We start from the raw sequence: 26,382 nt of genomic DNA, 5'->3' as shown, positions 1-26,382 counted from the left end.
GTCATGACCGGCCCCGCGCCGATCGACACCGCCGCCCCGGCCCCCGGCCGCGGGCGGCTTTTCGCGTCTTCGGCCGGGTTTCTGACCCAGGCCCGGGTCCGGCGCATCCTCGAGCTGGCGGGCCACCCGGTCGCGCTTGGCCTGCCGGGGCCGGGCGATCTGGTCGCGGTCCGGGGGATGGGGCGGACCGCCGCGCGCGGCCGGCGTCTGGCCCGGAGGCGCGGCGCCGGGCTTCTTTGGGTCGAGGACGCCCCGCTCCGGTCGGTGCTGCCGGGGCGGGCGCGGGGGGCCGGGCCGCCGCTCGGGCTGATGCTGGACCGGGGCGGTCCTCATTTCGACCCGTCCCGGCCGTCGGATCTCGAGACCCTGCTGGCGAGCCACCCGCTGGACGATCCCGACCTGATCGGGCGGGCCCGGGCCGCGATGGCGCGGCTCCGCGCCGGGCATCTGACCAAGTATACCGGTTTCGACCCCGGGGCGCCGGTGCCCGACCCGGGCTATGTGCTGGTCATCGACCAGGGGGCGGAGGACGCGGCGGTGCGCGCCTCCGGCGCCGATGCCACCACCTTCGCCGCGATGCTGGCCGCGGCCGAGCTGGAAAACCCCGGCGCGCCGGTGCTGATCAAGGCCCCTCCCGAGGCCGTCCGGGGCCTGCGCGCCGGGCCTCTCGGCCCCGAACAGGCGCAGGGCCGGGTGCGGGTGCTGACCGAGCCGGTTTCGCCCTGGGCGCTGCTGGAGGGCGCGGTCGCGGTCTATACCGTCTCGTCGCAGATGGGGTTCGAGGCGATCCTGGCCGGGCACCGGCCGCGGGTCTTCGGCCAGCCCTTCTATGCCGGCTGGGGCCTGACCGAGGACGACCGGCCGCTGGCCCGGCGCGCCCGCCCGCTGAGCCCGGCCCAGCTTTTCGCGGCGGCGATGATCCTCGCGCCCCGCTGGTACGACCCGTTCCACGACCGGCTGTGTCCGCTGGAGGACGCGCTGGCGATCTTCGAGGCCGAGACCCGGGCCTGGCGCGAGGACCGCGCGGGCTGGGTCGCCTCGGGCATGCGGCTGTGGAAACGCCCGACGCTGCAGCGGTTCTTCGGCACCGTCCGGCCAATGCGCTTTGCCGCCGATCCGGCCGGGGCCGGGCGCCTTGCGCGCGCCAGCGGGCGGCGGGCCATGGCCTGGGCGGGCGGGAGCGCGCCGCTGCCCCCCGGCACGGTGCGGGTCGAGGACGGGTTTCTGCGGTCCTGCGGGCTGGGCGCGGCGCTGGTGCCGCCGCTGTCGCTGGTGCTTGACGATCTTGGCATCCATTACGACCCGGGCCAGGAAAGCCGGATCGAGCGGCTGATCGCCGGGCGGCCCGGTCTGGAGCCGGTGGAGGCGGCGCGTACCGCGCGGCTGGTGGAATTCCTCATCGCGTCCGGGATCTCGATATGCAATTCCGGCGGATGCGTGCCGCCCGCCCTGCCCACGCTTCCTCCCGGGCACCGCATCCTGGTGCCGGGACAGGTCGAGGACGATGCCTCGATCCGCGTCGGCTGCCCGGCCGAGCGCGACAATCTCGCCCTGCTGGCCCGCTGCCGCGCCGAGAACCCCGAGGCGGTGCTGATCTATGCCCCCCATCCCGATGTCGCGGCCGGGCTGCGCCCCGGGGGGCTTGCGCCCGGCGTGGCGCGCGCCCATGCCGATCTGGTGCTGCCCGGCGCCATCGACCCCGGGGCGGCGCTGGCCGCGATCGACGAGGTCTGGACGCTGTCCTCGGGGCTGGGCTTCGAGGCGCTGCTGCGGGGGGTGCCGGTCACCTGTCTGGGGCTGCCCTTCTATGCCGGCTGGGGTCTGACCCGGGATCTGGCCGCGCCGCCCGCGCGCCGCCGGGCGCGGCCCGACCTGCTGGCGCTGGCCCATGCCGCGCTGATCGCCTATCCGCGCTATCTCGACCCGGTCACGGGGCGCCCCTGCCCCGTCGAGATCGCGGCCGAGCGGCTGGCCGCCGGACAGGCGCCGCGGCGCGGTGCGCGGTTGCGGGCATTGGCGCGGGTGCAGGGGGCGCTGGCCGGGCAGGCCTGGCTCTGGCGCCGGTAGCGGCCTTCGGCCGCGCGCTCCGCGGGGGGTATTTTCGCCAAGAAGAAGACGCGCTCAGAGCCGGGTCCAGACATGGAGAAGATCGGGGCCAAGCGGGCGCGTCTCGGCCAGCGCAAAGCGCGGCGCGTCGGCGAGATGCGCCAGCGCCATCGGTCCGACCGCCGGGCGCCCCTCGGCGCCTAGCGCAAGCCCGGCGGTGAAGCCGATCAGCTCGTCCACCAGATCGGCGCCAAGCAGCGCGGCGGCCAGCGCGCCGCCGCCCTCGCAGAAGACCCGGGTCAGGCCCGCTGTCCCGAGCGCCGCAAGCAGCGCCGCCGGGTCAAGCCGCCCATCGGGGCCGGTCGCGATTCCGATGCAGCGGGCGCCGCGCGCCTCCCAGGCGGCGCGGCGCGCCGGGTCGGCATCGGGACCGTGGCACAGCCAGAGCGGGACCGCGCGGGCGCTGGCCGCCAGCTGTCCGGTTTCGGGCAGGTCGAGCCCGGCCGCGCAGATCACCCGGACCGGCTGATGGGCGACCCCGAGCCCGCGCACGGTCAGCGCCGGGTCGTCGGCCCGGGCGGTGCCGCCGCCCACCATCACCGCGTCATGGCCCGCGCGCAGCGCATGGACATGGCGGCGTGCTTGGGGGCCGGTGATCCAGCGGCTTTCGCCAGAGGCGGTGGCGATCCGTCCGTCAAAGGAGGTGGCGAGCTTCAGCGTGACCATCGGCCGCCCCTCGCGGCGGCTCAGCAGGAAACCGCGATGGTCGCGCGCCGCGGCCGCGGCCAGTACGCCCGTCTCGACCGCGATCCCGGCCGCGCGCAGCATCGCATGGCCGCGCCCCGCGACCCGCGGGTCGGGGTCTTCGAGGGCGGTCACGACCCGCGCCACCCCGGCCCGGATCAGGGCCTCGGCGCAGGGCGGGGTCCTGCCGTAATGCGAGCAGGGTTCGAGCGAGACATAGGCGGTCGCCCCCCGGGCCAGGCCCCCGGCCTGGGCCAGGGCCTGCGGTTCGGCATGGGGCCGTCCGCCCGGCGCCGTCCAGCCGCGCCCGACGATCCGGCCCTCGCGCACGATCACGCAGCCCACCGCCGGGTTCGGCCAGGTCCGCCCCTTGCCGCGCGCGCCAAGGCTCAGCGCCAGCGCCATAAACCGCGCGTCCGGTCCTGCGGTCACTCTTCGGCCGGGGCGGAGGGCCTCAGCTCGCTCACGAACTTGTCGAAATCGCCCGCTTCCTGGAAGTTCTTGTAGACGCTCGCGAAACGCACATAGGCCACGGTGTCGATCCGGGCCAGCGCCTCCATCACGATCTCGCCGATCACCTTCGAGGCGATATCGGTCTCGCCCATGCTTTCGAGCCGCCGCACGATGCCCGAGACCATCTGATCGACGCGCTCCGGATCGACCGGGCGTTTCTGCAGCGCGATGCGGATCGAGCGTTCCAGCTTGTCGCGGTCGAAATCCTCGCGTCGGCCGCTGGACTTGATCACCACCAGATCGCGGAGCTGCACCCGTTCATAGGTCGTGAAGCGCCCGCCGCAGGCCGGACAGAAGCGCCGCCGACGGATCGCGACATGATCCTCGGCGGGCCGGGAATCCTTCACCTGTGTGTCGATGTTTCCGCAGAACGGGCAGCGCATGGGCTCTCTCTCGGGCACGGCGTGAACTTATCCACAGGCACTATAGGGGAGCCTCTAGGATTTGGGTAGGGGCCAAATCGCGCGCTATATGTTGGGGAAAGGGTGGTGGCCCCAGTCCTGTCAGAGACGGTAAGAGGCTGCGCGCGGCCCGTTTGCGGTTGTGTTAGTGTAGCGCGACACTGAAATCCGGAGTGCGTGACGGTCAATGTCGGAGCGGACGTGTTTAATCGATGCGCTCACGACCGGCCTTTGAACGACGCTTGAACGATCCGTCAAATAGCGTTTCGAGTGCGTATCACCCCCACGTCCGCCGGTAGGCATACCCGGCGAGCGCCGCGCCGAACGGGGCAAGCGCCCGCGCCCAGCTCGAACCCGTCATCCCAGCGACGAACCCGATCATCGTCGTCCCGAAATCGACATTCACATCGCGGCCGGATGACCCGTTCCGCACATTCAGCACCTGGACCAGGACAAAGATTGCCCAGCCGATCAGGCCGGCGCGGACATCGGCCGCACAGGCGGCCCAGATCAGATCTCCAACTGCGCCGTGCGCCACGTCGACCAAGGCGCGCCGATAGAGCGGAGACTTAATGGTTTCGGCTTTGTCCGACCCGCGGCCGATCTCAGCCGCGATCTCGCAGATGTCATCCCGGACGGTGCTCATGACAGCACCATGGTCAGGATGCCGTCAGCGGCAGAGAAGGTTGCGGTCAGCCCATCGGGGACGTTGATCGCGGTCAGGGTCGCGCCGGTCGTCGCGAGGCTGTCCACGTCGATGAGCGTGTAGATCCCTGCGGCCATGATCGACCGGCAGTCGACCTCGAGCGTCGAGCCTGGTGCCAGCGTGACGGATGACACCACATCGGGCCCGGCGGTGCCATTCGCGCCTGACCGAAACTCTCTGAGAGTGGCCACGCGACCGTCGCCGCCGGCCGTAAACCGCAGCGTCCCGCCATCTTCGACGACAAGCCCTGCGGCTGCGCCACCAAGCCCGTCGAACCCGACGCGCGGGCCGCCTCCGACGATTTCGAAGACATGACCCGCCTTGATCGTCATGACCGCCGCACCGTGGCCGCAGAGGAATTCGCAAGTCTCCTTCGGCTCGTTCCTGCCTTTCCGGTCATCCGCACTGTTCACGACGATGTCCGCCGGACCCGCAAAAGCATCGGTATTCGCGAACCGGCCACCCAGCACACGGACGGACAGGGTGGCGCTGCCATTGTACCCGGCCAGCCAGACCTGCCCGGTTTCATCGACAGTGATCGCACCGCTTCCGGTGCAGGTCGGCGCGGCCGCGACGTCGAGGCGGCCGTTCACCGCATGCAGATGCCCACCCGCGCCCAGATCGAGCCCGGCCACGGTTAAGGTGTGGTCCTGGAAGAACACCTCGTGTCCGTTGATCGCCACGGTATCGCCAGCGAAGCTGCCGGGGATCAGATCGCGGCCCCAGTTGTCGGGATTGTCCCACCGACAACCGTCCTCGGCCAGATCGGGCACGAAGGAACAGGCGGCCGCCGCTGTCCGCCACCGTCTGGCAATGCCGATCGGCGCCTGCATGAATGCAATGAAACTATCGACCGTCGACTTGATCTCATCCTGGGGCAGATCGCGGAGCCACCAGTATATGTCCAGGATGTCAGTCGTGGTGTCGGGAGCGTTCCCCCGCTGCGCGTCGTACCAGCGAAAGATCGTGGCATCGGAGACATTGCTCAGGTCGAGGCCATTCGGGTTGTGGATCTGATCGCCCCAATAAGAGAGAAGATCCCGCTCGCGGCCTTTGAAGCCCGCGAGATAAGCCCCCGGCGCAAATTGCTCGTCCGTATGGGCGAACCCGTCGCGGCGAGCGTGGACCTCTCCATCCCAATCGCTGACAAGCCGAGCTGCCCCATTCGGATCGTTAGGGTTGAGATCGTGCAGCACCAGGACCCGGTCGAATGACACCAGAGGCGAGGATACGCGCACCCCCTGGCTCATCGAGTTGCCAGCGGTCGGACCGTCCATATAGCCCGCATGGGTAGCGACTGCGTCTTGGCACAGAGACCTGTGCCCATCCGTAGTTTGCCCCTCGAACATGGCATCGTTGTAGTTATTGAAGTCGCCTTGCCCGACGTTCCACATCTGGTTTCCGAACGCGAATGCACAGTTGCGCATCCCTGCGCCGCCTCGCAGCTGGATCAGCGACCCGCCCGACCCGAAGACGAAGTTGTCGCGCAACAGAATATGGCGGTTGAAACTGTCGAAGTAGATCGGGTGTGTCAGCAAGTTTGGGCCGGGCGGGGCGTAGCCGTTCAAACCCAGCCGAGGATCGCTGTTGTTGGGAAGATAGCCATTGGCGTCGTCTTTGCTCGGTATTCCGTCGGGACCGTAGGTGTTCAGCCACCCAGGGCCCATGCCACCCCAGGCAATGATGTTTTCCTGGATGATCGTGCCGCTCGATCCCCCGCCCGGCTTGATGCAGCCCGGGCGATGATCGCCCCGCCAAAAATCCGGATTGGCCGAGTCCAACCCGCTGTTTGCATCGAATGCCTGGACGAGCTTGCTGTTGCGAAAAGTGACGCGCGCACCGCGGCCCTTCCTGTCCATCTTCCGAAAGTAGGCTCAGGATGCATTGATTTTCAACGCGCTGCGTGATTCACGGCCTGTACAACGGAGCGGTGACATGCGCGACCTGTACTGGCCGACGAGCGGATGGCCAAGCTTGCCCCTTTCTTCCCCAAGTCCCACGGCAAGCCTCGGGTCGATGACAGACGGGTCTTGAGCGGGATTATCCTCCTCAATCGCAATGGCTTGCGCTGGCGCGACGCGCCCGAAGCCTACGGACCGCACAAGACGCTGTACAGCCGGTGGAAGCGTTGGAGCGAGAAAGGCATCTTCGCCAGGATGATGGCCGGGTTGGCGGCCGAACACGGCGAACAGAAGACTGTAATGATCGATGCGACCTATCTGAAGGCGCCCCGCACAGCGACCTGCATGGCCGCGAAAGAGGGGGGCCGCCCGATCAGGCGGAGTTCGAAGATCAGAAAACGATCCGGGGGATCGTTTTCCTGAGAACGGGCGGCATGAACACCAAGTTGCACGCCATCTGCGACAGCAAGGGACGGCCGCTCAACCTGTTCGTAACGGCAGGACCGGTGAGCGACGACATCGGCGCGCGGGCACTGCTCGGCCCCCTGCCAAAGGTCGGCTGGTTGCTCGGGGATCGCGGCCATGACGCCGACTGGTTCACAGACGCGTTGAAAGACAAAGGGATACGCGCCGTTCGGGGCAGATTTGATCCACTGGATCAAATCCTGTCGCCCGTCACCCCCGGCAGAAAGCAACGCAAGACCCCGGTCAAATACGACAAGCGTCGATACAAGCGGCGCAACCGCATCGGGATCATGTTCGGCAGGCTCAAGGACTGGCGGCGGGTGGCGACACGCTACGATCGCTGTCCCAAGGTGTCCCTCTCCGCCAGCGCCCTCGCAGCGGTCGTGATCTACTGGTTATGAATCCTGAGCCTAAGTTTCTTGGGAAGCCGGGAGGCGTCACATGCATTTTCAGCGCCGTTGCGGGGGCCAGCCGCAGCGGCGTCTTCTTTGGCGCTGTCTCGGGACGGATGGGGAACAAACTGCACCGAACTTGCACGCGCAATCGGCATCCGGTCACGCATCGTTCCGTTGCATGCCGTAAGAATCTGCCTGGCAGACCCTTTTGATACTTGCTGTTTTTTCTGGGGAAGCGTATGTCCGGCGGCGGGACACCCCTCCCCAACGAGGGGCGTATATCTGGAAGGATACCAGCGATGGTTACCGCTACCCCGGCAGCGCGCCCGGTCAATCCGCGCTTCTCGTCCGGCCCCTGTGCCAAACTCCCCGATTTCTCTGTCGACATGCTTGCGGACGCCGCGCTCGGCCGGTCGCACCGTGCCGCCATCGGCAAGGCCAAGCTGAAGGCCGCCATCGACATGACGCGCGAGATCCTCGGCGTCCCTGCCGATTACAAGATCGGGATCGTGCCCGCCTCGGATACCGGCGCCGTCGAAATGGCGATGTGGTCCATGCTGGGCGCCCGCGGGGTCGAGATGCTGGCCTGGGAAAGCTTCGGCGCGGGCTGGGTTACCGATGTCGTCAAGCAACTGAAGCTCGACGCCACCGTGCGCGAGGCCCCCTATGGCGAGATCGTCGATTTCGCCGAGGTCGATTTCGACAAGGACGTGGTCTTCACCTGGAACGGCACCACTTCGGGCGTGCGCGTCGCGAATGGCGATGCGATCCCGGCGGATCGCGCGGGCCTGACGATCTGCGACGCGACCTCGGCCGCCTTCGCGATGGATCTGCCCTGGAACAAGCTCGATGTCGTCACCTTCTCCTGGCAGAAGGTGATGGGCGGCGAGGGCGCGCACGGGATGCTGATCCTGAGCCCACGCGCGGTCGAACGGCTGGAAAGCTACAAGCCCGCCTGGCCATTGCCGAAGATCTTCCGCCTGACCAAGGGCGGCAAGCTGATCGAGGGCATCTTTGTCGGCGAGACCATCAACACCCCGTCGATGATGGCGGTCGAGGACTATCTTGTGGCGCTTGACTGGGCGAAATCGATCGGCGGCCTGCCGAAGCTGATGGAGCGCTCGACCGCGAACTTCAAGGCGGTGCAGGACTTCGTCGATGCGAAACCCTGGATCGAGAACCTGGCGGCGGACCCCGCGACCCGGTCGAACACCAGCGTCTGCCTGAAATTCACCGACGCGCGGATCAAGGACGGTGCGGCCTTCGCCAAGGCCATCGTCAAGCGGCTGGACAAGGAAGGCGTGGCCTTCGACATCGGGTCCTATCGCGATGCGCCCGCGGGTCTTCGGATCTGGTGCGGCGCCACGGTCGAGGCCGCCGATGTCGCGGCGCTGATGCCCTGGATCGAATGGGCCTTCGAGGCCGAGATCGAGGCGCAGACGGCCGCCGCCTGACGCGAATTTTCTGCGAAAATTCGTGGCCGGGCGATGCCCGCCCGGCCCCTGTCCCCCAGTCCATGAGGAGTGCCCGAGATGGCCCCCAAGGTTCTCGTTTCCGACAAGCTTTCCGAAACCGCCGTGCAGATCTTCCGCGACCGCGGCATCGACGTCGACTTCCTGCCCGACCTCGGCAAGGACAAGGACAAGCTGCTTGAGGTGATTGGCCAGTATGACGGCCTTGCCATCCGCTCGGCCACCAAGGTGACCGAAAAGATCCTCGAAGCCGCCACCAACCTCAAGGTCGTCGGTCGTGCCGGCATCGGCGTCGACAATGTCGACATTCCGGCCGCCTCGAAGAAGGGCGTGATCGTGATGAACACCCCCTTCGGCAACTCGATCACCACCGCCGAACATGCCATCGCGATGATGATGGCCGCCGCCCGGCAGATCCCCGAGGCCAATGCCTCGACCCATGCCGGCAAATGGGAGAAATCCCGCTTCATGGGGGTCGAGCTGACCGGCAAGACCCTGGGCCTCATCGGCTGCGGCAATATCGGGTCCATCGTGGCCGACCGTGCCATCGGCCTGAAGATGAGGGTTCTGGCCTACGACCCCTTCCTGTCGCAGGAGCGCGCCGACAAGCTGGGCGTGACCAAGGTCGAGCTGGACGAGATGCTGCCGAAGGCCGACTTCATCACGCTCCACGTGCCGATGACCGAGAAAACCGCCAACATCCTGTCGAAGGACGCGCTGGCCAGGACCAAGAAGGGCGTGCGCATCGTCAACTGCGCCCGCGGCGGTCTGGTCGACGAGGAGGCGCTTGCCGACCTGCTGAAATCGGGCCATGTCGCGGCCGCGGCCTTCGACGTCTTCGCGGTGGAACCGGCCAAGGATAACGTGCTTTTCAACCTGCCCAACGTCGTCTGCACGCCGCACCTGGGCGCGTCGACCACCGAGGCGCAGGAGAACGTCGCCCTGCAGGTCGCCGAGCAGATGTCGGACTACCTGATGACCGGCGCCGTCACCAACGCCATCAACATGCCCTCGATCACCGCCGAGGAGGCGAAGGTCATGGGCCCCTGGATCAAGCTGGCCGGGCATGTCGGATCCTTCATCGGGCAGATGACCGACGAGCCGATCAAGGCGATCAACATCCTCTATGACGGCGTCGCGTCCGACATGAACACCGCCGCCCTGAATGCCTCGGCCATCGCCGGCGTCCTGAAAGAGGTGATCGCCGAGGTGAACATGGTCTCGGCCCCGGTCATTGCCAAGGAACGCGGCATCGCGGTCTCGACCACCACCCAGGGCAAGTCGGGCACCTTCGACGGCTACATCAAGATGACCGTCGTGACCGACAAGCGCGAACGCTCGATCGCCGGCACCGTCTTCTCGGACGGCAAGCCGCGCTTCATCCAGATCAAGGGCATCAACATCGATGCCGAGATCGGCGAACACATGCTCTATACCACCAACAAGGACGTGCCGGGCATCATCGGCGCGCTCGGCGCGGCGATGGGCGCGCACGGGGTCAACATCGCGAACTTCACCCTTGGCCGCACCAAGGCCGGCGAGGATGCGATCGCGCTGATGTATCTCGATCAGCCGATGCCCGTGCATGTGGTCGCGGAACTGGAAAAGACCGGCCTCTTCCAGCAGGTGCGCCCGCTGGAGTTCGAGATCGCCTGATCCCGGCCGACTGACCACACCGGACGGGCCTGCCGCAGACCCTGCGGCAGGCCCGTTCTCTTTCCGGAGACCTCCCATGGTACGAAGCTATGCCATCGGCGACATCCACGGCCAGCGGGCGCGGCTCGAGGCGGCCCATGACCTGATCGCCGAGGATCGGGCGCGGGTCGGCGACTCCGACGCGCCGGTGGTTCACATCGGCGATTATGTCGATCGCGGCCCGGACAGCCGCGGGGTGCTCGACCTGCTGATGCGCGGCCGGGCCGAAGGCCGGCCCTGGATCTGCCTGAAGGGCAATCACGACCGCTGGATGCGGTTCTTCCTGGATCCCGGCTGCAAACCGGAACCGGTGAAGCCCGGGATATCCTGGCTCGAGGACCGCGTGGGCGGAGCTGCCACGCTGGGCGCCTACGGCGTCGATGCCGGGCATCATCGCGACCCGGTCCGGATCCATGCCGAGGCCCGCGCCGCCGTGCCCGCCGCGCATCTGGCCTTTATCGACAGCCTGCCGTTTTCGTACCGCCGGGGCGGGGCCTTCTTCTGCCATGCCGGGGTCCGGCCCGGCGTACCGCTCGAAGAGCAGGACCCGACGGACCTGATGTGGATCCGGGGCGAGTTCCACCGCGACCGCCGCGATCACGGCGCGCTGATCGTCCATGGGCACACCCCGGTCGACCGGGTAACCCATTTCGGAAACCGGGTGAACCTCGATACCGGGGCCGGGTACGGACGGCCGCTGTCGGCCGTGGTGATCGAGGGCCGCGACGTTCATCTGCTGACCCCGGAGGGACGGGTGCATGTACCGCCCGAGCCCGGCCGCGAGTCGGGCTGAACCGCGCGCCCCGCCCCCTGCCCGCCCCCTGCCCGGCCGATGCGATCCGAAACGGGCTCCCCCCTCGGCGCGAGATCGTCTAAGACCGGCCGAATGACCGAGATCGACCCTTCCAGCCTGCACGATCCGGGCGGCAAGACCCGCTGGGCGCTGCCGCCCGGCATGCGCGGCAGTGCCGTCTTTTCACCCTGCGGACGCTACCGCACCCGGCTCGAACGCGACTGGACGCCCGAAGGGCAGCCATCCCGCACCATCCTGTTCTGCGGGATGAACCCCTCGACCGCCGATGCGCTGGTGCAGGACAACACCTGCGCCAAGGAGACAAGACGCGCCGCGGTGCTGGGTTTTACCCGCTATCTCAAGGGCAATGTGCTGGATTATCGGGTGACCAACCCCAAGGATCTGCCGAAGGACCCGGCCCTTGCCTGCAGCCCCGAGAACCTGCCCGAGATCCTCGCCATGGCCGCCGAGGCCGAGGTCGTGGTGATGGCCTATGGGCGGCTTCATCCGCGCTATGCCGGGGTGGTAGACGGCATCGTCGCCGCGCTGCGGGACAGCGGCAGACCGCTGTTCTGTTTCGGCAAGAACCAGGACGGGTCGGCCAAGCACCCGCTGTATCTCAGAAACGACGCGCCGCTCCTGCCGTTCTGAGGCCTAGCGCGCCAGCGACAGCACCTGCCCGAAGGGCGCGCCGCCCGGCGGCACCTCGCCCGGCACCGCCCAGATCACCGGCAGCCCGCGCGGCGGCGGCGGGCCGAACGGCCCCAGGAGGTCGGTCAGGATCACCACCGCCGAGGGGCCCAGCGCCAGCGCCTCTTCCATCACCGCGATGAAGGACGTCCCGCCCTCGCGCGAGAACAGCACATCCGCGATGCGGCCCTCCCACAGACCGCCGCCCATCACCTGATGGCCCTGCACCTTGGTGTCGAAGACCAGAACATGGGTCTCGGCCCCGGTGCGCTTGGAAATCCCCGCCACCTCGGCCGCGAACTTCGCCAGAAGGGTCGGTTCGACCGACCCGGAACTGTCGATGCCGACCACGATCCGCGGGATCTCGAGATCGCGGGTCCAGGCATATTCGAAGGCCGGAGAGGGTTCGCCCCGCGCCCGCGCGTCGCTGTCTCGGGCGATCCAGCGCCGGGCGGGACGGGTGTTGCGGGGCTGGGGCTGCACCGTCACCGCCCGGGTGACCAAAGCGCGCAGATGCTGCTCCCAGGGGGTGTGAACCTCGGGCAGGTCGGCCAGCCGGTGGCCGAGCATGCCCAGGCCGTGCCCGGCGATCCGCCCGGCCTCCATCGCGCGGGCCACGCGCTGGCGCCAGTCGGCATCGGCCTCGCTGCCCGCGCCCTGATCGCTGTCCGTCCCGCCGGTTTCGATGTCGGGGGCAAAGCCCTGCTGGCGGCCATAGTCCCGCGCGGCCTCGGCGACGGCGCCCCCGGGCCGCGGCCGGGCCTCGCCGGTGCTGCCCCGGCCCTGACCCTCGCCCGTCGTGCCGCCCGCCCGCACACCGCGATCGCCGGGCTTGCCGTTTTGCGGCGCGGCGTCGTCCTGCAACAGCCGCAGATAAAGCCGTTCGGCATCGTAGCGGGTCACCGCCTCGTCGGCGCCCAGGTCCTCGCGGGCGGCGGTTTTCAGAAGCCCGGTCAGCCGCACCACGGGCCGGGGCAGGATGAAGCCCGACAGCATCAGCGTCTCGTTCACGATGGCATCGGTCGCGAGGTTGAAGAGGTCCTCGTCGAACCGGTCGCCGAAGCGCAGGTACATCGCCCGCGTCCGGGGCGCGTGGCGAAAGGCGACATGCAGGATGTGATGGGCCGCGACCCCGATCTGTTCGGGCAGGCTCAGGGCCTCGAAGGCGGGCCCGTAGCGGATCGCCGCGCCGTCGGTCCAGGCCGGGCCCGGCCGCGCGTCGCTGTCGGCATGGGTGCACCACAGCGCCAGCGCCGCGAAGGCCGGGTCCTCTTCGGCCAGCTTCTGCAAGGCCCGGGTGGCCCGGGCCGAATGCCGCGACGGGATCACCTCAAAGCCCCGCCGCCTTGCGGTCGGCCGCGTAGCTGCGATAGGCCTCGTGGCCGAGGAACCGTTCGCCCAGCCCGAGGTCCAGCCCCTTGCGGATCAACCCCTCGAAGCCGTAGGTGCACAGCTCGCCCAGCGGCATCCGCTGGAACGCCTCTTCGGGGCGGTGGCGCGCAAGCTGGCGGATCTCGGCCATGCAGTCGATCACCGCATCGGCATTGCGCGCCTCAAGCACCCCGATCAGCCCGTAGATCAGCGCGTTCAGACCGTGCATCGAGGCGGGATAAAGACCGATCCGGTCCTTCCGCGAGGCTTCGAGCATCTCCTGCACCTGCACCGTCGCCGCGATATCATCGGCGATCAGCGCGAATTCGGCGGCCACCGCGTCGCCGACCGTGCCCGCGATCAGCACGTTCCTCAGCCGCCGCTCGGTCACCGCGCCCATGATCTGGCTGACCCGTTCCCAGCTGCGCGGCGTGGTCGCGATCAGCTGGCCCTCGGCCACGGCGCGTTCGGTCGTGTCCAACAGGTCGGGACGGGTCTTGATGAAGGCGATGACGGTCGGGTGCAGCCCCTTCGGCACCGCGTAATTGTCCAGCCAGTCGGTCGCGGCGGCCTGCACATGCAGATGGATCAGCCGGTCCGACAGCGCGGTGTTCATCTGATAGGCGATGGCCCCGTCCTCGACCGTGTTGCCCGCCGCAACGATGAAGACGTTGCCGGGCAGCCGGTGCCGCCCCACCCGGCGTTCCTGCAACAGCCCGTAGACCGTCGGCTGCAGCATCGGCGACGCGGCGGTGAGTTCGTCGAGAAACAGGATCGAGGGCTGCTCGGGGTCGTCGGGCAGGTCCTCGGGCCGGTACCACTTGGTCTTCTGCGCCTCGTGGTCATAATAGGGCAGCCCGCGCAGGTCCTGCGGCTCGATCGTGGTCAGCCGAAGGTCGAAGAGCCGGGCCCCGATCTCGGCGGCCAGCTGCTCGATCACCTGGGTCTTGCCCACACCGGGCCGCCCGTGAAGCATGTAGGAGGCCGTGATCTGCCCGGCCTGTTGTGCCTTCCATCCGGCGCGCAGAACCTCCAGCGCCTCGCCGGCCGATACGATCATCGCATTGACGCTCATTCGATCTCCTGTCTGCGTCCCCTGTCGGGCAAGGGCTTTCTTTCACCTAGGGCGGAACGCGGCCGGATCACGCCCCCTTACAGGACCCGGGCTCACGCGGATGTGCACATTGCCGGTCCGGCCTTTGTGCCTATGTCACATCCCGGCGGGGGAGGGATCGCTATGCGATCCGGAAGAGATTTGCAAAGGACTGCCCGCATGCCCGATTCCAAGTTCGATTCCCGTCCGCTTCCCGTGCCTGCGGGGCGGCTGACCCGGCTGGCCCGGTTCGGCGGGCTTGCCTCGAACCTTGCCGGGGCGGCGGCGCTGAACGGCATGCAGCAACTGGCCCAGGGGCACCGGCCGAAGGCGCGCGACCTGTTCCTGACGCCCTCGAACATGAAGAAGGTCGCCGACCAGCTGGCCCATATGCGCGGGGCGGCGATGAAGGTGGGTCAGCTCGTGTCGATGGATGCGGGCGACATGCTGCCGCCCGAACTGGCCGAGATCATGGCGCGGCTGAGGGCCGATGCCCATTACATGCCGGGCGGGCAGCTGAAACAGGTGCTGAACGCCAACTGGGGCGAGGGCTGGCTGAAACGCTTTGCCCGGTTCGACGTGCGCCCCATCGCGGCGGCCTCGATCGGGCAGGTGCACCGGGCCCAGACCAAGGACGGCCGCGATCTGGCGATCAAGGTGCAATATCCGGGCGTGCGCCGGTCGATCGACAGCGACGTGACCAATGTCGCGGCGCTGTTGCGCCTGTCGGGGGCGATGCCGAAACAGATGGACATCTCGCCGATGCTGGACGAGGCCCGGCGCCAGTTGCACGAAGAGGCCGATTACGACCGCGAGGGCCGTTATCTGCGCCGGTTTTCCGACCTGCTGGCCGATGCGCCCGAATTCGCGGTGCCGCGGATGCACGAGGATCTGACGACCGAAAACGTGCTGGCGATGGATTTCGTCGAGGGTGTGGGGATCGAGACCCTGACCGAGGCCCCGCAGGCCGAGCGCGACCGGGTGATGGGGCTTCTGGTCAGGCTTCTGTTCCGCGAGCTGTTCGACTTCCGGCTGATGCAGACCGATCCGAACTTCGCCAATTACCGCTATCAGCCCGACACCGGCCGCGTGGTCCTGCTGGATTTCGGCGCCTCGCGCGAATTTCCCGCCGAGATGACCGAGGCGTTCCGCAGCCTGATGCGGGCGGGGCTTGCGGGCGACCGCGAGGCGGTGCGGCAGGCGATCCTTCGGATCGGCTTCTTCGGCGAGGACACGGCCGCCCATCACCAGGAGCTGATGATCGACATGTTCGAGATGTCGATGGAGCCGCTCCGCCGCCCCGGCGCCTTCGATTTTGCCAGCAACGACGTGGCGCTCAGGATGCGCGATGCCGGGATGGAACTGGGTCAGGATCGCGACTTCTGGCACATCCCGCCGATGGATACGCTGTTCATGCAGCGCAAGTTCGGCGGCATGTACCTGCTGGCCAGCCGGTTGCGCGCGCGGATCGACCTGCGCGAGATCGTCGCGCCCTATGTCTAGTCAGCCCTTGACGAAGACCCGGTTCGGGTGCAGCTCGCCCGCCTTGTAGATGCCGACCGCCACCGCCTCGCCGTCGAGCGAGGCCCAGGCCTCGTCGCCATATTCGACATCCGAGGCCAGCACGATGCCGGGATTGCCGTTGCGCAGCTTCACGGCCCCGTCATGGGTCGTGCGCAGTTCCGGCAGATCGGCCAACCCCTCTTCCAGCGGCCGCAGGTAGTCGTCGAGCGCGGGCGTGCGCGCCAGCTCCTCGACCAGATCGAGCGTCACCCCGTCCTCGGCCTCGAACGGCCCGGCCCAGACCCGGCGCAGGCTGACCACATGGCCATGGCAGCCCAGCGCCTGCCCCAGATCGCGGGCGATCGAGCGCACATAGCCGCCCTTGCCGCAGATCATCTCCAGCACCGCATGGTCGGCATCGGGGCGTTCGACCATCTCGAGGCTTTCGACATAAAGCGGGCGGGCAGCGATCTCGACCTCCTCGCCCGCGCGGGCCAGCGCATAGGCGCGCTCGCCGTCGATCTTGACCGCCGAGAATTGCGGCGGCACCTGCTCGATATCGCCGACGAAGGCGGGCAGCGCGGCCGCGATCTCGTCATCCGAGGGCCGCCTTTCCGAGGTCGCGATCACCTCGCCCTCGGCATCGTCGGTATTGGTCGCCGCGCCGAAGCGCACGGTGAAGCGGTAGGCCTTGAGCGCATCGGTCACGAAGGGCACGGTCTTGGTGGCCTCGCCCAGCGCCACGGCCAGAACCCCGGTCGCGGCCGGGTCGAGCGTGCCGGCATGGCCTGCCTTCTTCGCGTTGAAGGCCCAACGGACCTTGTTGACCACGGCGGTCGAGGTCAGGCCCGCGGGCTTGTCCACGACCAGCCAGCCCGAAATGTCGCGTCCCTTGCGGCTGCGTCCCATATGCCTTGGCTCCTCCGCTGCGGTCTGAGCGACCCGGATGCATGTGCGAGGCCCGCCTGCTAGCGAAGCCGGGACGTTCCGTCAATGCAGGGCAGGCACAAGGCGAGGGGCCGTCTACTCGGCGGCGGGCACAACGGCGCCGACGATCGGCCCCATCGGCAGCCCGGCATCGTTGCGGCCAAGATCCGGGGCGTAAAGTTTCGACACCTTGCCATCGAAGTAAAGCGCGTCCGGGGTCTTCAGCACGTCGCGGAAGAGCCGCCCGAATTCGTGGAACGTGACCGGCGCGTCCGAGATCGCGAAGTGAAGCCGCCCCTCGGCATCGACGCCGACACCGTTCCGCACATAGCGCGAGTCGCTGTCGGACAGGAACCGCGGGTGCAGCGCGCCGTCGATCACCAGCATCGGCCCCGATTGCGTCGCATAACGGCACTCGGGCGGGGCCTCCAGATAGGCGCGGGTCTCGATCACCTCGGCCCGGCCGTCCTCGAGGCACAGCACCCCGTTGGGCAGCATCCCGAAATTGCCCGGCCCGGCCGCGGCCACGGCATGCATCTGCTGCCGGCCGTCCTCGACATACAGCCCGACGGGGCGGCGGTCGGGATGATACATCCCGGCATTCATCGCGAAAGCCAGGGTCTCGTCCCGCGCCGCCAGCGCCTGGTTCACCCGGCCGAAGCTGCCATAGATCCCGCCCTGGTCGGTCTTCAGGAACAGCCGCAGATCGTCGGTCGCCGGATCGGCGCTGCAGACGACATAGCCGCGGCCCTCATGGGTCAGCGGATGGCAGGCGGGCTCTGCCGCGGCGGGCAGGGGAAGAAGGGCAGCCAGCAGGAAAAGGGCGGCCCTAATCCTCATCGCCATCGGGGGCGGTCAGATCGCGGCGCACGGTCTCGTCGGCCAGAAGCCGCCGGGTCTCGTCCATCCGGTCGAAGGTCTCATCGAGGGTAAAGCGCAGCTCGGGCGTGAATTTCAGCTGGGTCTTCTTGCCAACCGCCCGGCGCAATTCGCCCCGGTTGCGGCGCAGCGCGGCCAGCGCCTCTTCGGCATGATCGCCCCCCAGCGGCAGCACGAAGGCGGTCGCCACCTTGAGATCGGGCGAGGTGCGGACCTCGCCCACGGTGATCGACATCCGGTTCAGTTCGGGGTCGTGCACGTCGCCACGGGCCAGCACTTCCGAGAGGGTGCGGCGGATCAGTTCGCCGACGCGCAGCTGTCTTTGGGACGGGGCAAAGGATCTGGACATGGGCTGCATCTAGGCCACCCGGCGGGCTTTGCCAAGCGGGGCTTTGCGCGCGCCCGTCCATGGGCTACATCGGGCCCATTCAGGTCGAAGGAGCAAGTGCGATGGACAGCCTGCCGGGCATCGTGGTGATGGGCGCCTCGGGGCGCATGGGTCAGATGCTGATCGAGGCCGTGCTGCAAAGCGAGAAGGCCCGGCTGGCGGGCTGCGTCGAACGGCCCGGCCATCCCTGGATCGGCCGCGACGTGGGCGAGGCGATGGGCGGCCCGGCGGTCGGCGTGAAGGTCACCGACGACGCGCTGGCGGTGATCGCCCAGGCCCATGCGGTGATCGACTTCACCACGCCCGAGGCCACGGTCGCGACCGCCACCCTGACCGCGCAGGCCCGCGCGGTGCATGTGATCGGCACCACCGGCCTGGCCCCCGAACATCTGCAGAAGATCAAGGCCGCCGCCCGCCATGCGGTGATCGTGCGGGCCGGAAACATGAGCCTCGGCGTCAATCTGCTGGTGCAGCTGACCCGGCGGGTTGCAGCGGCGCTTGACGAGGACTTCGACATCGAGATCGTCGAGGCGCATCACCGCCACAAGGTCGATGCGCCCTCGGGCACCGCGCTGATGCTGGGTCAGGCCGCGGCCGAGGGGCGGCGCATCGCGCTGGACGATGCGTCCGAGCGCGGCCGCGACGGCATCACCGGCGAACGCGCGAAGGGGGCCATCGGCTTTTCGTCGATTCGCGGCGGCGACATCGTGGGCGAACACGACGTGATCTTCGCCGGGCTCGGCGAACGGATCGTGCTGCGCCATGTCGCGACCGACCGCCAGATCTTCGCCCGCGGCGCGCTGAGGGCCGCGCTCTGGGGCCAGGACCAGAAGCCCGGCGAATACGACATGCTCGACGTTCTGGGGCTTTAGGCCCCGGCAGTATCGTTCCGGCAGGCCCTGCCCTTGGCCGGCAAGGAAACCGAAAGGACGATCGCATCGCAAGGCGCGGCCGGGCCGGTCCGCCGGAACCGGTCGCCTCGATTGGCCCGCGCGTCCGCATGGAAGACCCCGGCAGCCGGTCAGACAAGGGCGGAGGGGGCCTTTGCAGAGAGCTGCGGCTGGGCTAAGGCAGCTCATGCCTCAGGACCACTCCCCGCGCAGGACGCGCAAATCATTCATTTACAAGAGCTTTGGCGCCCCGCGATCGGTTCTTGAGCTGATCGAGACCGACCGTCCGCCACTCGCCTCCGGGGTCCTGCGGGTTGAAGTAACGCATGTTCCGGTCAACCCGTCCGATCTGATACCGATCACCGGGGCCTACGCGCACAGGGTCGTGCTTCCGGCCGTGGCAGGATACGAAGGCGTCGGCCGCGTGGTCGAGGCCCCCGCCGAATTCTCGCATATGCTGGGACGACGCGTGTTGCCCTTGCGGGGCGAAGGCACTTGGCAGACCCATGTGGACTGTCCCGCAACCTGTGCTGTGCAGGTGCCCGAGGCGATTTCCGATCTCGTCGCGGCGCGCGCCTACATAAATCCGCTGGCGGCCGCCACGATGCTGCGGCGCTGGCCGGTTCGGGACAAGACCGTCCTGCTATGCGGCGCGGGGTCGGGCTGTGCCGAATATCTGGGCCGCTGGGCGATCCGTCAGGGGGCCCGCCATGTCGTCGGCATCTATCGTTCCGAAAGCCGGACGGATCGCCTGCGCCAAATCGGGATAGAGCCGGTCTCGACAGTCGATTCCGTCGCGATCTCGAGGGCGTCCACAGGGGCCGACATCGCCTTCGACGCCTTGGGGGGCGACATCGCAAGCGGCGTTCTGGGGCGGATGCGGCGCGGGGCCGACTTTGTCGCCTATGGGCTTCTCACGGGCAGGCCAGTGATGGTCGGCGCAGGGACCAAAGCGTCGTATCATCGGTTTCACCTGCGCGATCACCTGCCATCCCCGGTGGGGCCGGGCATGCGGGACGCCTTCGCCGACATCTGGTCGATGCTGGCAGAGACCCCGCCCCCGGATCCCAGGGTTTTTCCCGCGCGGGACTGGCCGAAGGCGCTTGCCGAGGCCGAGAGACCCGGGGGGCGCAAGCCCATCCTCGACATGTCCGGCCTTGCCTGAAGAAGGGCGGCCCTGTCCCGCCCGGGTGGCGCGCGGGCAGTCCGGGTCGATGGGCCGTTCCCGGAATCGGATCCGTTGCCATCCATTCGGCGCCGAATGGTCATATGGCCCCGCGGCGTTCGCCCCCCCCCCGGGGGGGTCGATGCCCCCGATCAGAAGTCGATGGCGATGCCCTTCTTCTCCCAGTCGCCATAGCGGACCGGATCGGGGCCGTCGCGGCCGCCCAGTTCGACCGGCCGGGCCTTTTCGGCGGCTTCGGCGGCCTTGCGGCGTTCCGCGGCCTCGGCCAGCGCGCGCCGGGCGGCGGGCGGCAGATCCTTGCGGGGGGTGTCTTCAGCGTCGTCGGACATCGGGCGCCTCCTTGCCGGTTGCGGTCCGGTGATATACCGGGGGCGCGGCATGGAGCAAGCGGGGGCCGGAATGGACGAGCCACGGGAACGCGGGACCGAACGCGCACGGGCGGCGGCGCTGGATCTGATCCGCGCGGTGCTGGAAGACCGGCGGCTGGTCGCGGAACTGGCCGGACCCGACGGCCCGCTGGAGCCGCTGGAGCCCTCTGACCGCGCCCGCGCCCAGCGGCTGGCGGTCTCGACGCTGCGGCATATGGGCCGCGCCGATGCGGTGCTGAAACCCTTCCTGCGCCGCCCCCCGCCGCCGCCGGTCCACGCCATCCTCAGGCTCGCGACGGTCGAGATGCTGGAAGGCGGCGCCGCGGCCCATGGCGCAGTCAACGCAGCCGTGGCGCTGGCGCGGGCCGACCGCAGGACCGAGGCGCTGGCGGGGCTGGTCAATGCGGTGCTGCGCAAGGTGGCCGATCTGCCCGCCAGCGACTGGCTGGCGCTGCCGCCGCCGCGTCTGCCGGGCTGGCTGCGCGGACGGCTCGACAGCGCCTGGGGGCGGGCGGCCGTGGTCGGCATCGAAGCGGCCCATGCGGCGGGCGCGCCGCTCGACCTGACGCCGAAGGATGGCGATGCCGCAGCGCTGGCCGGGGCGACGGGCGGCGTGGCGCTGCCCACCGGGTCGGTGCGGATCGCGGGGTCGGTGCAGGTCTCGGCGCTGCCGGGCTATGGCGAGGGCACCTGGTGGGTGCAGGACGCGGCCGCCTCCCTGCCCGCGCGGCTTCTGGCGGCGCGCCCGGGCGAACGGGTTCTGGACCTGTGCGCCGCGCCGGGCGGCAAGACGATGCAGATGGCGGCGGCGGGCGCCACGGTCACCGCGCTCGATATTTCAGAGCAGCGCATGGCGCGGGTCGAGGAGAACCTCGCCCGCACCGACCTGACGGCCACGCTCGTCGTCGCGGATGCGCTGGACTGGGACACCGACCAGCGCTTCGATGCGATCCTGCTGGATGCGCCCTGTTCTGCCACCGGCACGATCCGGCGCCATCCCGATCTGCCCTTCGCCAAGGATGGCGCGTCGGTCAAACCGCTTTTCCCGCTGCAATCGGCGCTGATCGACCGGGCGCTCGGCCTGCTCGCCCCCGGCGGGCGGCTGATCTTCTGCACCTGTTCACTTTTGCCCGAAGAAGGCGAGGCGCAGCTGGCGGCGGCGCTGGACCGCCACCCGGATCTGGCCCCCATCGCCTTCGAGGCCCCCTGGATCGACCCCGGCTGGCGTGCCGCCCATGAGGCGCTGCGGCTCAGGCCCGATTTCTGGGCGGACCGCGGCGGCCTGGACGGGTTCTTCATCGCCGGGCTCCGCAAACCCGCCTGAGCGACGCCCCGAACCGGGCGCAATTCTCCGGTGACACCCGGTGACCGGCCCGGTATGGTCCGGCGGCAGGCAAGAGCCCGACAGAACGAAGCCCGACCATGGCAGGCCCGACCGATACCGAGTTCCCGCCCGTCCGGCGCGGCGCGTGGAGCAATCGTTTCCACGCCCGGCTGAGTGCGCTTGGCCGGCCTGTGCTGCGCCTGGTGCTGCAACCCGAGCCGCGCTCGGTCGGCAGTTTCGCCCGCGGGCGCCAGCTTTGCGCGGGCCGGTTCCTGTTCGACGGCGGCGCGGTCGAGGCGCCGGGCACCGGGATCTGGGACGTCGCCAGCCCCGGCGCGCGGTTCGAGGCCGACCGGCAGGGCTTTGGCTGGCTCGACGATCTGGCGGCGGCGGCGGACGGCAAGGCGCGGACCGCCGCCCAGGACTGGACGCTGGGCTGGATCGAACGGTTCGGCCGGGGCGGCGGGCCGGGCTGGACGCCCGAACTGGCCGGGCGCCGGACCATCCGTCTGATCCATCACGCGCGCTTCATCGAGGCCGGGCTGGACGAGGCCCGGCGCGCGCGGCTGCATCTGGCGCTGGCGCGGCAGACCGCGTTTCTGGCGCGGCGCTGGCGCAACGCGCCGCCCGGGCTTGCCCGGTTCGAGGCGCTGGCCGGGCTGATCTACGGCGCGCTCTGCCTCGAGGGGATGGGGCGGCACCTGCCCAAGGCGCTGGCCGCCCTCGACCGCGCCTGCGACACCGACATTGCCGATGACGGGGCGCTGGCCACCCGCAACCCCGAGGAGCTGCTGGAGGTGCTGACCCTTCTGGGCTGGACCGAGGCGGCGCTTGCGCTGGCCAAGCGCCCCGCCTGGCAGGGGCATCGCGCGGCGATCCAGCGGATCGCGCCGGTGCTGCGCGCGCTGCGCCATGCCGATGGCGGGCTGGCGCGGTTTCACGGCGGCGGGCGCGGGCCGGAAGGACGGCTCGACCAGGCGCTGGCGGCGGCGGGGGTCAAGCCGCGCGCGCTGAGGGCGCTGGCCATGGGCTATGCCCGGCTTGCCTCGGGGCGGACGACGGTCATCGTCGATGCCGCGCCGCCGCCCGCGGGACCGGCCTCGGCCGAGGCCCATGCCTCGACGCTGGCCTTCGAGCTGACCTCGGGGCGGCGGCCGGTAATTGTCAATTGCGGCACGGGCGGCGCCTTCGGCCCGGGCTGGCGGATGGCCGGGCGCGCGACGCGGTCGCATTCGACGCTGGCGATCGAGGGCTTTTCCTCGTCCCGGCTGGCGCCCCGGCGGCGCAGAAGGCCGCAACTTCTGACAGAGATCCCGGGGCCGGTCGAATGGCGGGCCGAGACCGGGCAGGCCGGGCAGGCGCTGACCGCCTGGCATGACGGCTATTCCACGACCCACGGGCTGACCCATGTGCGCCAGTTGAACCTCGCCTATGACGGGCGCGCGCTGTCGGGCGAGGACACGCTGGCGGCCTTCACCCCCGAGGAACGCGCGGCCTTCGAGCGGGCGCTGGCGCGCTCGGACGGCGAGGGCATCGCCTTCTCGATCCATTTCCATCTGCACCCCGAAATCGATGCGGCGCTGGATCTGGGCGGTTCGGCGGTGTCGCTGGCCCCCAAAAGCGGCGAGATCTGGGTGTTTCGCCACGATGGCGCGGCGACCTTGTCGCTGGCGCCAAGCGTCTATCTGGAAACGGGCAGGCCCGCGCCGCGCGCGAGCCAGGAAATCGTGCTGTCGGCGCGGGTGACCGATGCGGCCTGCGTCGTCGGCTGGACGCTGGCCAAGGCCCATGAAGGCGCGCAGGCCCCGCGGGACCTTGAGCGCGAAGACGAATTCGACGATACAGCAGCCCCCTGGACTCGCCCCCATTCAATGACGAAGGACTGATCCGATGACCGATCTCGTGCCCGTGCGCCGCGCGCTCCTTTCCGTATCCGACAAGACCGGGCTGATCGATCTCGGCCGGTCGCTGGCCGCCCGGGGGGTCGAACTGCTGTCGACCGGCGGCACCGCCAAGGCGCTTCGCGAGGCGGGGCTCGAGGTCAAGGACGTGTCCGAGGTCACCGGCTTTCCCGAGATGATGGACGGCCGGGTCAAGACGCTGCATCCGATGGTGCATGGCGGGCTTCTGGCGCTGCGCGACAACGAGGCCCATGTGATGGCCATGGAGGAACACGGCATCGGCCCGATCGACCTGCTGGTGGTCAATCTCTACCCGTTCGAGGCCACCGTCGCGAAGGGCGCCGACTATGACGACTGCATCGAGAATATCGATATCGGCGGCCCGGCAATGATCCGCGCCGCGGCCAAGAACCACGCCTTCGTCAATGTCGTCGTCGATACCGAGGATTACGCGCGGCTGCTGGGCGAGCTTGACCGCCATGACGGCGCGACCTGCCTGAAGTTCCGCAAGAAGCTGGCGCAGATCGCCTATGCCCGGACCGGGGCCTACGATGCCGCCGTCTCGACCTGGATGGCGAACGCGCTGGGCGACACCCAGCCGCGCCGCCGCGTCTTCGCGGGCGCGCTGGCCCAGGGGCTGCGCTATGGCGAGAACCCGCACCAGCAGGCCGCCTTCTACATCGACGGATCGGACCGGCCCGGCGTTGCCACCGCCAAGCAATGGCAGGGCAAGGAGCTGAGCTACAACAACATCAACGACACAGATGCCGCCTTCGAGCTGGTCAGCGAGTTCCTGCCCGCGGGCGGCCCGGCCTGCGCCATCATCAAACATGCCAATCCCTGCGGCGTGGCCCGTGGCACGACCCTGGAAGAGGCTTATCGGCGCGCCTTCGACTGCGACCGCACCTCGGCCTTCGGCGGCATCGTCGCGCTGAACATGAAGCTTGACGAGCCGACCGCCAGGGCGATCAGCGAGATCTTCACCGAGGTGGTGATCGCGCCCGCTGCCGACGATGCCGCGAAAGAGATCTTCGCCGCCAAGAAGAACCTGCGGCTGCTGACCACCGGCGGGCTGGCCAACCCGGCTGCCGCCGCGCTGACCTACCGGCAGGTTTCGGGCGGGTTCCTGGTGCAGGACAAGGATAATGGCCGGATCGAGGCCTCTGACCTGAAGGTGGTCACCAAACGCGCGCCGACCGAGGCCGAGATCGCCGACATGCTGTTCGCCTGGACCGTGGCCAAGCACGTCAAGTCGAACGCCATCGTCTATGTCAGGGACGGCGCCACCGTCGGCGTCGGCGCGGGCCAGATGAGCCGGGTCGATTCCTGCCGCATCGCCGCGCGCAAGGCCGAGGACATGGCCGAGGCGCTGGGTCTGTCCGAACCGCTGACCAAGGGCTGTGCGGTGGCGTCCGACGCCTTCTTCCCCTTCTCGGACGGCCTGCTGGCCGCGGTCGAGGCAGGCGCGACGGCGGTGATCCAGCCCGGCGGGTCGATCCGCGACGAGGATGTGATCGCGGCGGCCGACGAGGCGGGGCTGGCCATGGTGCTGACCGGCATGCGCCATTTCCGGCACTGAGCGATGCGGCGGCTCGGGCTTGTCGCGGCGCTGGTCTTCCTGCTTGACCAGGCCAGCAAGGTCTATGTGGTCTTCCACATGGGCCTTGCGCTCGATCAGCGCATCGACGTCTGGCCGCCCTATCTGACCTTCCGGATGGCCTGGAACCGGGGGGTCAATTTCGGCCTGTTCGCGCATGACGCCGATCTGGCCCGCTGGCTGCTGATCGGGGTGTCGCTGGCGATTTCGGCGGGCGTTGCCATCTGGATGGCGCGCGGGCGGCACCGTCCGGCAGCACTGGTCTCGGCCGGGCTGCTGATCGGCGGCGCTTTGGGAAATGCACTCGACCGGGTGCTGTACGGGGCGGTGGCCGACTTCCTGAACATGTCCTGTTGCGGCATCGACAATCCCTATGCTTTCAATGTCGCCGATGTGGCGATCTTTGCCGGCGCGCTGGGGCTCGTGCTGTACACGGGGAAGGACAAGACCCCGTGACGCGCCCTGCAAGCTGCGCTAAAGAGGGCCAGACCGGACGGAGGGGACTGCGGATGCGATCGGCACGGATACTGGTTCTTGGGGCGGCCATGGCGGCTGCCTTGTCGGGCTGCAGCCGTGGCGACGACTATCAGCCGAAACTGATGCATCTGCGCGGCGCCGAGCGCGGGCCCGACGAATTCTCGGTCGTGCCGAACAAGCCGCTGGAAATGCCCCAGGACGTGGCGAGCCTGCCCGCGCCGACGCCGGGCGGCGCGAATCTGGTCGATCCGACGCCCGAGGCCGATGCCATCGCCGCGCTGGGCGGCAATGCCGCGCGCGGAACGGGCGGAGATCCGGGTCTGATGGCGCAGGTCGGCCGGTTCGGGGTCGATCCCTCGATCCGCCAGACGCTGGCGCAGGAAGACCTCGAATACCGCCGCAAGCATGACGGCCGCCTGCTGGAACGCTGGTTCAACGTGACCGTCTATTACAAGGCCTACAGCCGTCAGGCGCTGAACCAGTACGAGGAACTGGAACGCTGGCGCGCGCGCGGCGTGCGCAATGTCAGCGCGCCCCCCGAAGGTCTGAAATAACAGGGCGGCCATAGCGGTCGCTCACATCTGCGTGGCGCCGGTTGCAAACCCCGGGCGCCGCGGTAGCTTGCCTCATGCCGCCTGACCCGAGGAGAGACAAGCG

At 69.1% G+C, this 26,382-nt stretch carries 24 protein-coding genes; 14 read left to right on the top strand and 10 right to left on the bottom strand.

Features of this window, described 5'->3' with window-relative positions; genetic code table 11:
- Positions 1 to 3 precede the first annotated feature (3 nt).
- Positions 4 to 2,067: a capsular polysaccharide biosynthesis protein gene (locus DSD19_RS07985; protein ID WP_113669186.1), complete on the top strand. Its 2,064-nt coding sequence runs from the start codon at positions 4 to 6 to the stop codon at positions 2,065 to 2,067.
- A gap of 54 nt (positions 2,068 to 2,121) precedes the next feature.
- Here the strand turns inward: DSD19_RS07985 and ribD are convergent, their stop codons facing one another.
- The 4 genes from ribD to DSD19_RS07965 form a co-directional block, all read right to left on the bottom strand.
- Positions 2,122 to 3,195, bottom strand: a complete 1,074-nt coding sequence (gene ribD, locus DSD19_RS07980; RefSeq protein WP_113669185.1) for a bifunctional diaminohydroxyphosphoribosylaminopyrimidine deaminase/5-amino-6-(5-phosphoribosylamino)uracil reductase RibD — start codon at positions 3,193 to 3,195, stop codon at positions 2,122 to 2,124.
- Between the two features lie 23 nt (positions 3,196 to 3,218).
- A complete protein-coding gene (gene nrdR / locus DSD19_RS07975; protein WP_075787092.1) occupies positions 3,219 to 3,686 on the bottom strand; it encodes a transcriptional regulator NrdR in 468 nt (155 codons plus the stop codon).
- Positions 3,687 to 3,981: 295 nt separating this feature from the next.
- Positions 3,982 to 4,350, bottom strand: coding sequence for a hypothetical protein (locus tag DSD19_RS07970; protein WP_113669184.1), 369 nt, complete (start codon positions 4,348 to 4,350; stop codon positions 3,982 to 3,984).
- The gene (locus DSD19_RS07965; RefSeq protein WP_113669183.1) at positions 4,347 to 6,269 is read right to left on the bottom strand and encodes a hypothetical protein; all 1,923 of its coding nucleotides are present in this window, start codon (positions 6,267 to 6,269) and stop codon (positions 4,347 to 4,349) included. The genes DSD19_RS07970 and DSD19_RS07965 overlap by 4 nt, the downstream gene beginning before the upstream one ends.
- A gap of 105 nt (positions 6,270 to 6,374) precedes the next feature.
- On the opposite strand from DSD19_RS07965, the gene DSD19_RS07960 reads away from it, so the two are divergent.
- The 5 genes from DSD19_RS07960 to DSD19_RS07940 all read left to right on the top strand — a co-directional run bounded on the left by DSD19_RS07960 (position 6,375) and on the right by DSD19_RS07940 (position 11,782).
- Positions 6,375 to 7,177, top strand: a protein-coding gene (locus tag DSD19_RS07960) for an IS5 family transposase (protein WP_371412551.1) whose coding sequence is annotated in 2 segments (ribosomal slippage) — positions 6,375 to 6,732 and positions 6,732 to 7,177 — 804 coding nt in all. Because the reading frame shifts where the segments join, the coding sequence is not laid out codon by codon here.
- A 293-nt stretch (positions 7,178 to 7,470) separates the two neighbouring features.
- Complete coding sequence (locus tag DSD19_RS07955; protein ID WP_113669182.1) at positions 7,471 to 8,625, top strand: phosphoserine transaminase; 1,155 nt, start codon at positions 7,471 to 7,473, stop codon at positions 8,623 to 8,625.
- A 78-nt stretch (positions 8,626 to 8,703) separates the two neighbouring features.
- A complete protein-coding gene (serA, locus tag DSD19_RS07950; protein ID WP_113669181.1) occupies positions 8,704 to 10,299 on the top strand; it encodes a phosphoglycerate dehydrogenase in 1,596 nt (531 codons plus the stop codon).
- Between the two features lie 76 nt (positions 10,300 to 10,375).
- Positions 10,376 to 11,131, top strand: coding sequence for a metallophosphoesterase (locus DSD19_RS07945; RefSeq protein WP_075783825.1), 756 nt, complete (start codon positions 10,376 to 10,378; stop codon positions 11,129 to 11,131).
- A gap of 93 nt (positions 11,132 to 11,224) precedes the next feature.
- Positions 11,225 to 11,782 (top strand): DUF1643 domain-containing protein, encoded by a 558-nt coding sequence (locus tag DSD19_RS07940; RefSeq protein WP_075783826.1) that lies wholly within the window; start codon positions 11,225 to 11,227, stop codon positions 11,780 to 11,782.
- A gap of 3 nt (positions 11,783 to 11,785) precedes the next feature.
- Here DSD19_RS07940 and DSD19_RS07935 read toward each other — a convergent pair whose 3' ends face one another.
- Positions 11,786 to 13,150 (bottom strand): VWA-like domain-containing protein, encoded by a 1,365-nt coding sequence (locus tag DSD19_RS07935; RefSeq protein WP_243627818.1) that lies wholly within the window; start codon positions 13,148 to 13,150, stop codon positions 11,786 to 11,788.
- A gap of 1 nt (position 13,151) precedes the next feature.
- On the bottom strand, positions 13,152 to 14,267 hold the full coding sequence (locus tag DSD19_RS07930) for a MoxR family ATPase (protein ID WP_113669180.1): 1,116 nt from the start codon (positions 14,265 to 14,267) through the stop codon (positions 13,152 to 13,154).
- Between the two features lie 198 nt (positions 14,268 to 14,465).
- Here DSD19_RS07930 and DSD19_RS07925 point away from each other — a divergent pair, with 198 nt between their 5' ends.
- Positions 14,466 to 15,788 carry an AarF/ABC1/UbiB kinase family protein gene (locus DSD19_RS07925; RefSeq protein WP_113669179.1) on the top strand — a complete coding sequence of 441 codons (1,323 nt, stop codon included), beginning with the start codon at positions 14,466 to 14,468 and terminating at the stop codon, positions 15,786 to 15,788.
- Here DSD19_RS07925 and truB read toward each other — a convergent pair whose 3' ends face one another.
- The 3 genes from truB to rbfA form a co-directional block, all read right to left on the bottom strand.
- Complete coding sequence (truB, locus tag DSD19_RS07920) at positions 15,789 to 16,697, bottom strand: tRNA pseudouridine(55) synthase TruB (RefSeq protein WP_113669178.1); 909 nt, start codon at positions 16,695 to 16,697, stop codon at positions 15,789 to 15,791.
- A gap of 114 nt (positions 16,698 to 16,811) precedes the next feature.
- Entirely contained in the window at positions 16,812 to 17,555 is a 744-nt protein-coding gene (locus DSD19_RS07915; RefSeq protein ID WP_113669236.1) for a phosphodiester glycosidase family protein, read from the bottom strand.
- Positions 17,545 to 17,943, bottom strand: a complete 399-nt coding sequence (gene rbfA, locus DSD19_RS07910; protein ID WP_371412550.1) for a 30S ribosome-binding factor RbfA — start codon at positions 17,941 to 17,943, stop codon at positions 17,545 to 17,547. The genes DSD19_RS07915 and rbfA overlap by 11 nt, the downstream gene beginning before the upstream one ends.
- Before the next feature lie 101 nt (positions 17,944 to 18,044).
- Here rbfA and dapB point away from each other — a divergent pair, with 101 nt between their 5' ends.
- Together dapB and DSD19_RS07900 are read left to right on the top strand one after the other, a co-directional pair.
- A complete protein-coding gene (gene dapB / locus DSD19_RS07905) occupies positions 18,045 to 18,854 on the top strand; it encodes a 4-hydroxy-tetrahydrodipicolinate reductase (protein ID WP_075783830.1) in 810 nt (269 codons plus the stop codon).
- A 205-nt stretch (positions 18,855 to 19,059) separates the two neighbouring features.
- A complete protein-coding gene (locus DSD19_RS07900) occupies positions 19,060 to 20,037 on the top strand; it encodes a zinc-dependent alcohol dehydrogenase family protein (RefSeq protein ID WP_371412549.1) in 978 nt (325 codons plus the stop codon).
- Between the two features lie 152 nt (positions 20,038 to 20,189).
- On the opposite strand, the gene DSD19_RS07895 is transcribed toward DSD19_RS07900, so the two are convergent.
- Entirely contained in the window at positions 20,190 to 20,387 is a 198-nt protein-coding gene (locus DSD19_RS07895; protein WP_075783832.1) for a DUF1674 domain-containing protein, read from the bottom strand.
- Positions 20,388 to 20,457: 70 nt separating this feature from the next.
- Here DSD19_RS07895 and DSD19_RS07890 point away from each other — a divergent pair, with 70 nt between their 5' ends.
- The 5 genes from DSD19_RS07890 (at position 20,458) to DSD19_RS07870 (ending at position 26,279) form a co-directional block, all read left to right on the top strand.
- A complete protein-coding gene (locus DSD19_RS07890) occupies positions 20,458 to 21,750 on the top strand; it encodes an RsmB/NOP family class I SAM-dependent RNA methyltransferase (RefSeq protein ID WP_113669175.1) in 1,293 nt (430 codons plus the stop codon).
- A 98-nt stretch (positions 21,751 to 21,848) separates the two neighbouring features.
- The gene (locus DSD19_RS07885) at positions 21,849 to 23,636 is read left to right on the top strand and encodes a heparinase II/III family protein (RefSeq protein WP_113669174.1); all 1,788 of its coding nucleotides are present in this window, start codon (positions 21,849 to 21,851) and stop codon (positions 23,634 to 23,636) included.
- 4 nt (positions 23,637 to 23,640) lie between these two features.
- Positions 23,641 to 25,230 carry a bifunctional phosphoribosylaminoimidazolecarboxamide formyltransferase/IMP cyclohydrolase gene (gene purH / locus DSD19_RS07880; protein ID WP_113669173.1) on the top strand — a complete coding sequence of 530 codons (1,590 nt, stop codon included), beginning with the start codon at positions 23,641 to 23,643 and terminating at the stop codon, positions 25,228 to 25,230.
- A gap of 3 nt (positions 25,231 to 25,233) precedes the next feature.
- Entirely contained in the window at positions 25,234 to 25,704 is a 471-nt protein-coding gene (gene lspA / locus DSD19_RS07875; RefSeq protein WP_075783836.1) for a signal peptidase II, read from the top strand.
- A 53-nt stretch (positions 25,705 to 25,757) separates the two neighbouring features.
- A complete protein-coding gene (locus tag DSD19_RS07870) occupies positions 25,758 to 26,279 on the top strand; it encodes a DUF3035 domain-containing protein (protein WP_108028316.1) in 522 nt (173 codons plus the stop codon).
- Positions 26,280 to 26,382: the final 103 nt, after the last annotated feature.

Origin of the sequence: Rhodovulum sp. BSW8, assembly GCF_003314725.1 — a bacterium.
Taxonomy (GTDB): Bacteria; Pseudomonadota; Alphaproteobacteria; order Rhodobacterales; family Rhodobacteraceae; genus Rhodovulum; species Rhodovulum visakhapatnamense.
The sequence above is the reverse complement of the archived record's forward strand: the minus strand, read 5'-3'. Positions and strand labels throughout refer to the sequence as shown.

Coding starts and splice junctions, on each gene's coding strand:
- DSD19_RS07985 (WP_113669186.1), top strand. CDS start 4: ATGACCGGCCCCGCGCCGATCGACACCGCCGCCCCGGCCCCCGGCCGC.
- ribD (WP_113669185.1), bottom strand. CDS start 3,195: ATGGCGCTGGCGCTGAGCCTTGGCGCGCGCGGCAAGGGGCGGACCTGG.
- nrdR (WP_075787092.1), bottom strand. CDS start 3,686: ATGCGCTGCCCGTTCTGCGGAAACATCGACACACAGGTGAAGGATTCC.
- DSD19_RS07970 (WP_113669184.1), bottom strand. CDS start 4,350: ATGAGCACCGTCCGGGATGACATCTGCGAGATCGCGGCTGAGATCGGC.
- DSD19_RS07965 (WP_113669183.1), bottom strand. CDS start 6,269: ATGGACAGGAAGGGCCGCGGTGCGCGCGTCACTTTTCGCAACAGCAAG.
- DSD19_RS07955 (WP_113669182.1), top strand. CDS start 7,471: ATGGTTACCGCTACCCCGGCAGCGCGCCCGGTCAATCCGCGCTTCTCG.
- serA (WP_113669181.1), top strand. CDS start 8,704: ATGGCCCCCAAGGTTCTCGTTTCCGACAAGCTTTCCGAAACCGCCGTG.
- DSD19_RS07945 (WP_075783825.1), top strand. CDS start 10,376: ATGGTACGAAGCTATGCCATCGGCGACATCCACGGCCAGCGGGCGCGG.
- DSD19_RS07940 (WP_075783826.1), top strand. CDS start 11,225: ATGACCGAGATCGACCCTTCCAGCCTGCACGATCCGGGCGGCAAGACC.
- DSD19_RS07930 (WP_113669180.1), bottom strand. CDS start 14,267: ATGAGCGTCAATGCGATGATCGTATCGGCCGGCGAGGCGCTGGAGGTT.
- DSD19_RS07925 (WP_113669179.1), top strand. CDS start 14,466: ATGCCCGATTCCAAGTTCGATTCCCGTCCGCTTCCCGTGCCTGCGGGG.
- truB (WP_113669178.1), bottom strand. CDS start 16,697: ATGGGACGCAGCCGCAAGGGACGCGACATTTCGGGCTGGCTGGTCGTG.
- DSD19_RS07915 (WP_113669236.1), bottom strand. CDS start 17,555: ATGAGGATTAGGGCCGCCCTTTTCCTGCTGGCTGCCCTTCTTCCCCTG.
- rbfA (WP_371412550.1), bottom strand. CDS start 17,943: ATGTCCAGATCCTTTGCCCCGTCCCAAAGACAGCTGCGCGTCGGCGAA.
- dapB (WP_075783830.1), top strand. CDS start 18,045: ATGGACAGCCTGCCGGGCATCGTGGTGATGGGCGCCTCGGGGCGCATG.
- DSD19_RS07900 (WP_371412549.1), top strand. CDS start 19,060: ATGCCTCAGGACCACTCCCCGCGCAGGACGCGCAAATCATTCATTTAC.
- DSD19_RS07895 (WP_075783832.1), bottom strand. CDS start 20,387: ATGTCCGACGACGCTGAAGACACCCCCCGCAAGGATCTGCCGCCCGCC.
- DSD19_RS07890 (WP_113669175.1), top strand. CDS start 20,458: ATGGACGAGCCACGGGAACGCGGGACCGAACGCGCACGGGCGGCGGCG.
- DSD19_RS07885 (WP_113669174.1), top strand. CDS start 21,849: ATGGCAGGCCCGACCGATACCGAGTTCCCGCCCGTCCGGCGCGGCGCG.
- purH (WP_113669173.1), top strand. CDS start 23,641: ATGACCGATCTCGTGCCCGTGCGCCGCGCGCTCCTTTCCGTATCCGAC.
- lspA (WP_075783836.1), top strand. CDS start 25,234: ATGCGGCGGCTCGGGCTTGTCGCGGCGCTGGTCTTCCTGCTTGACCAG.
- DSD19_RS07870 (WP_108028316.1), top strand. CDS start 25,758: ATGCGATCGGCACGGATACTGGTTCTTGGGGCGGCCATGGCGGCTGCC.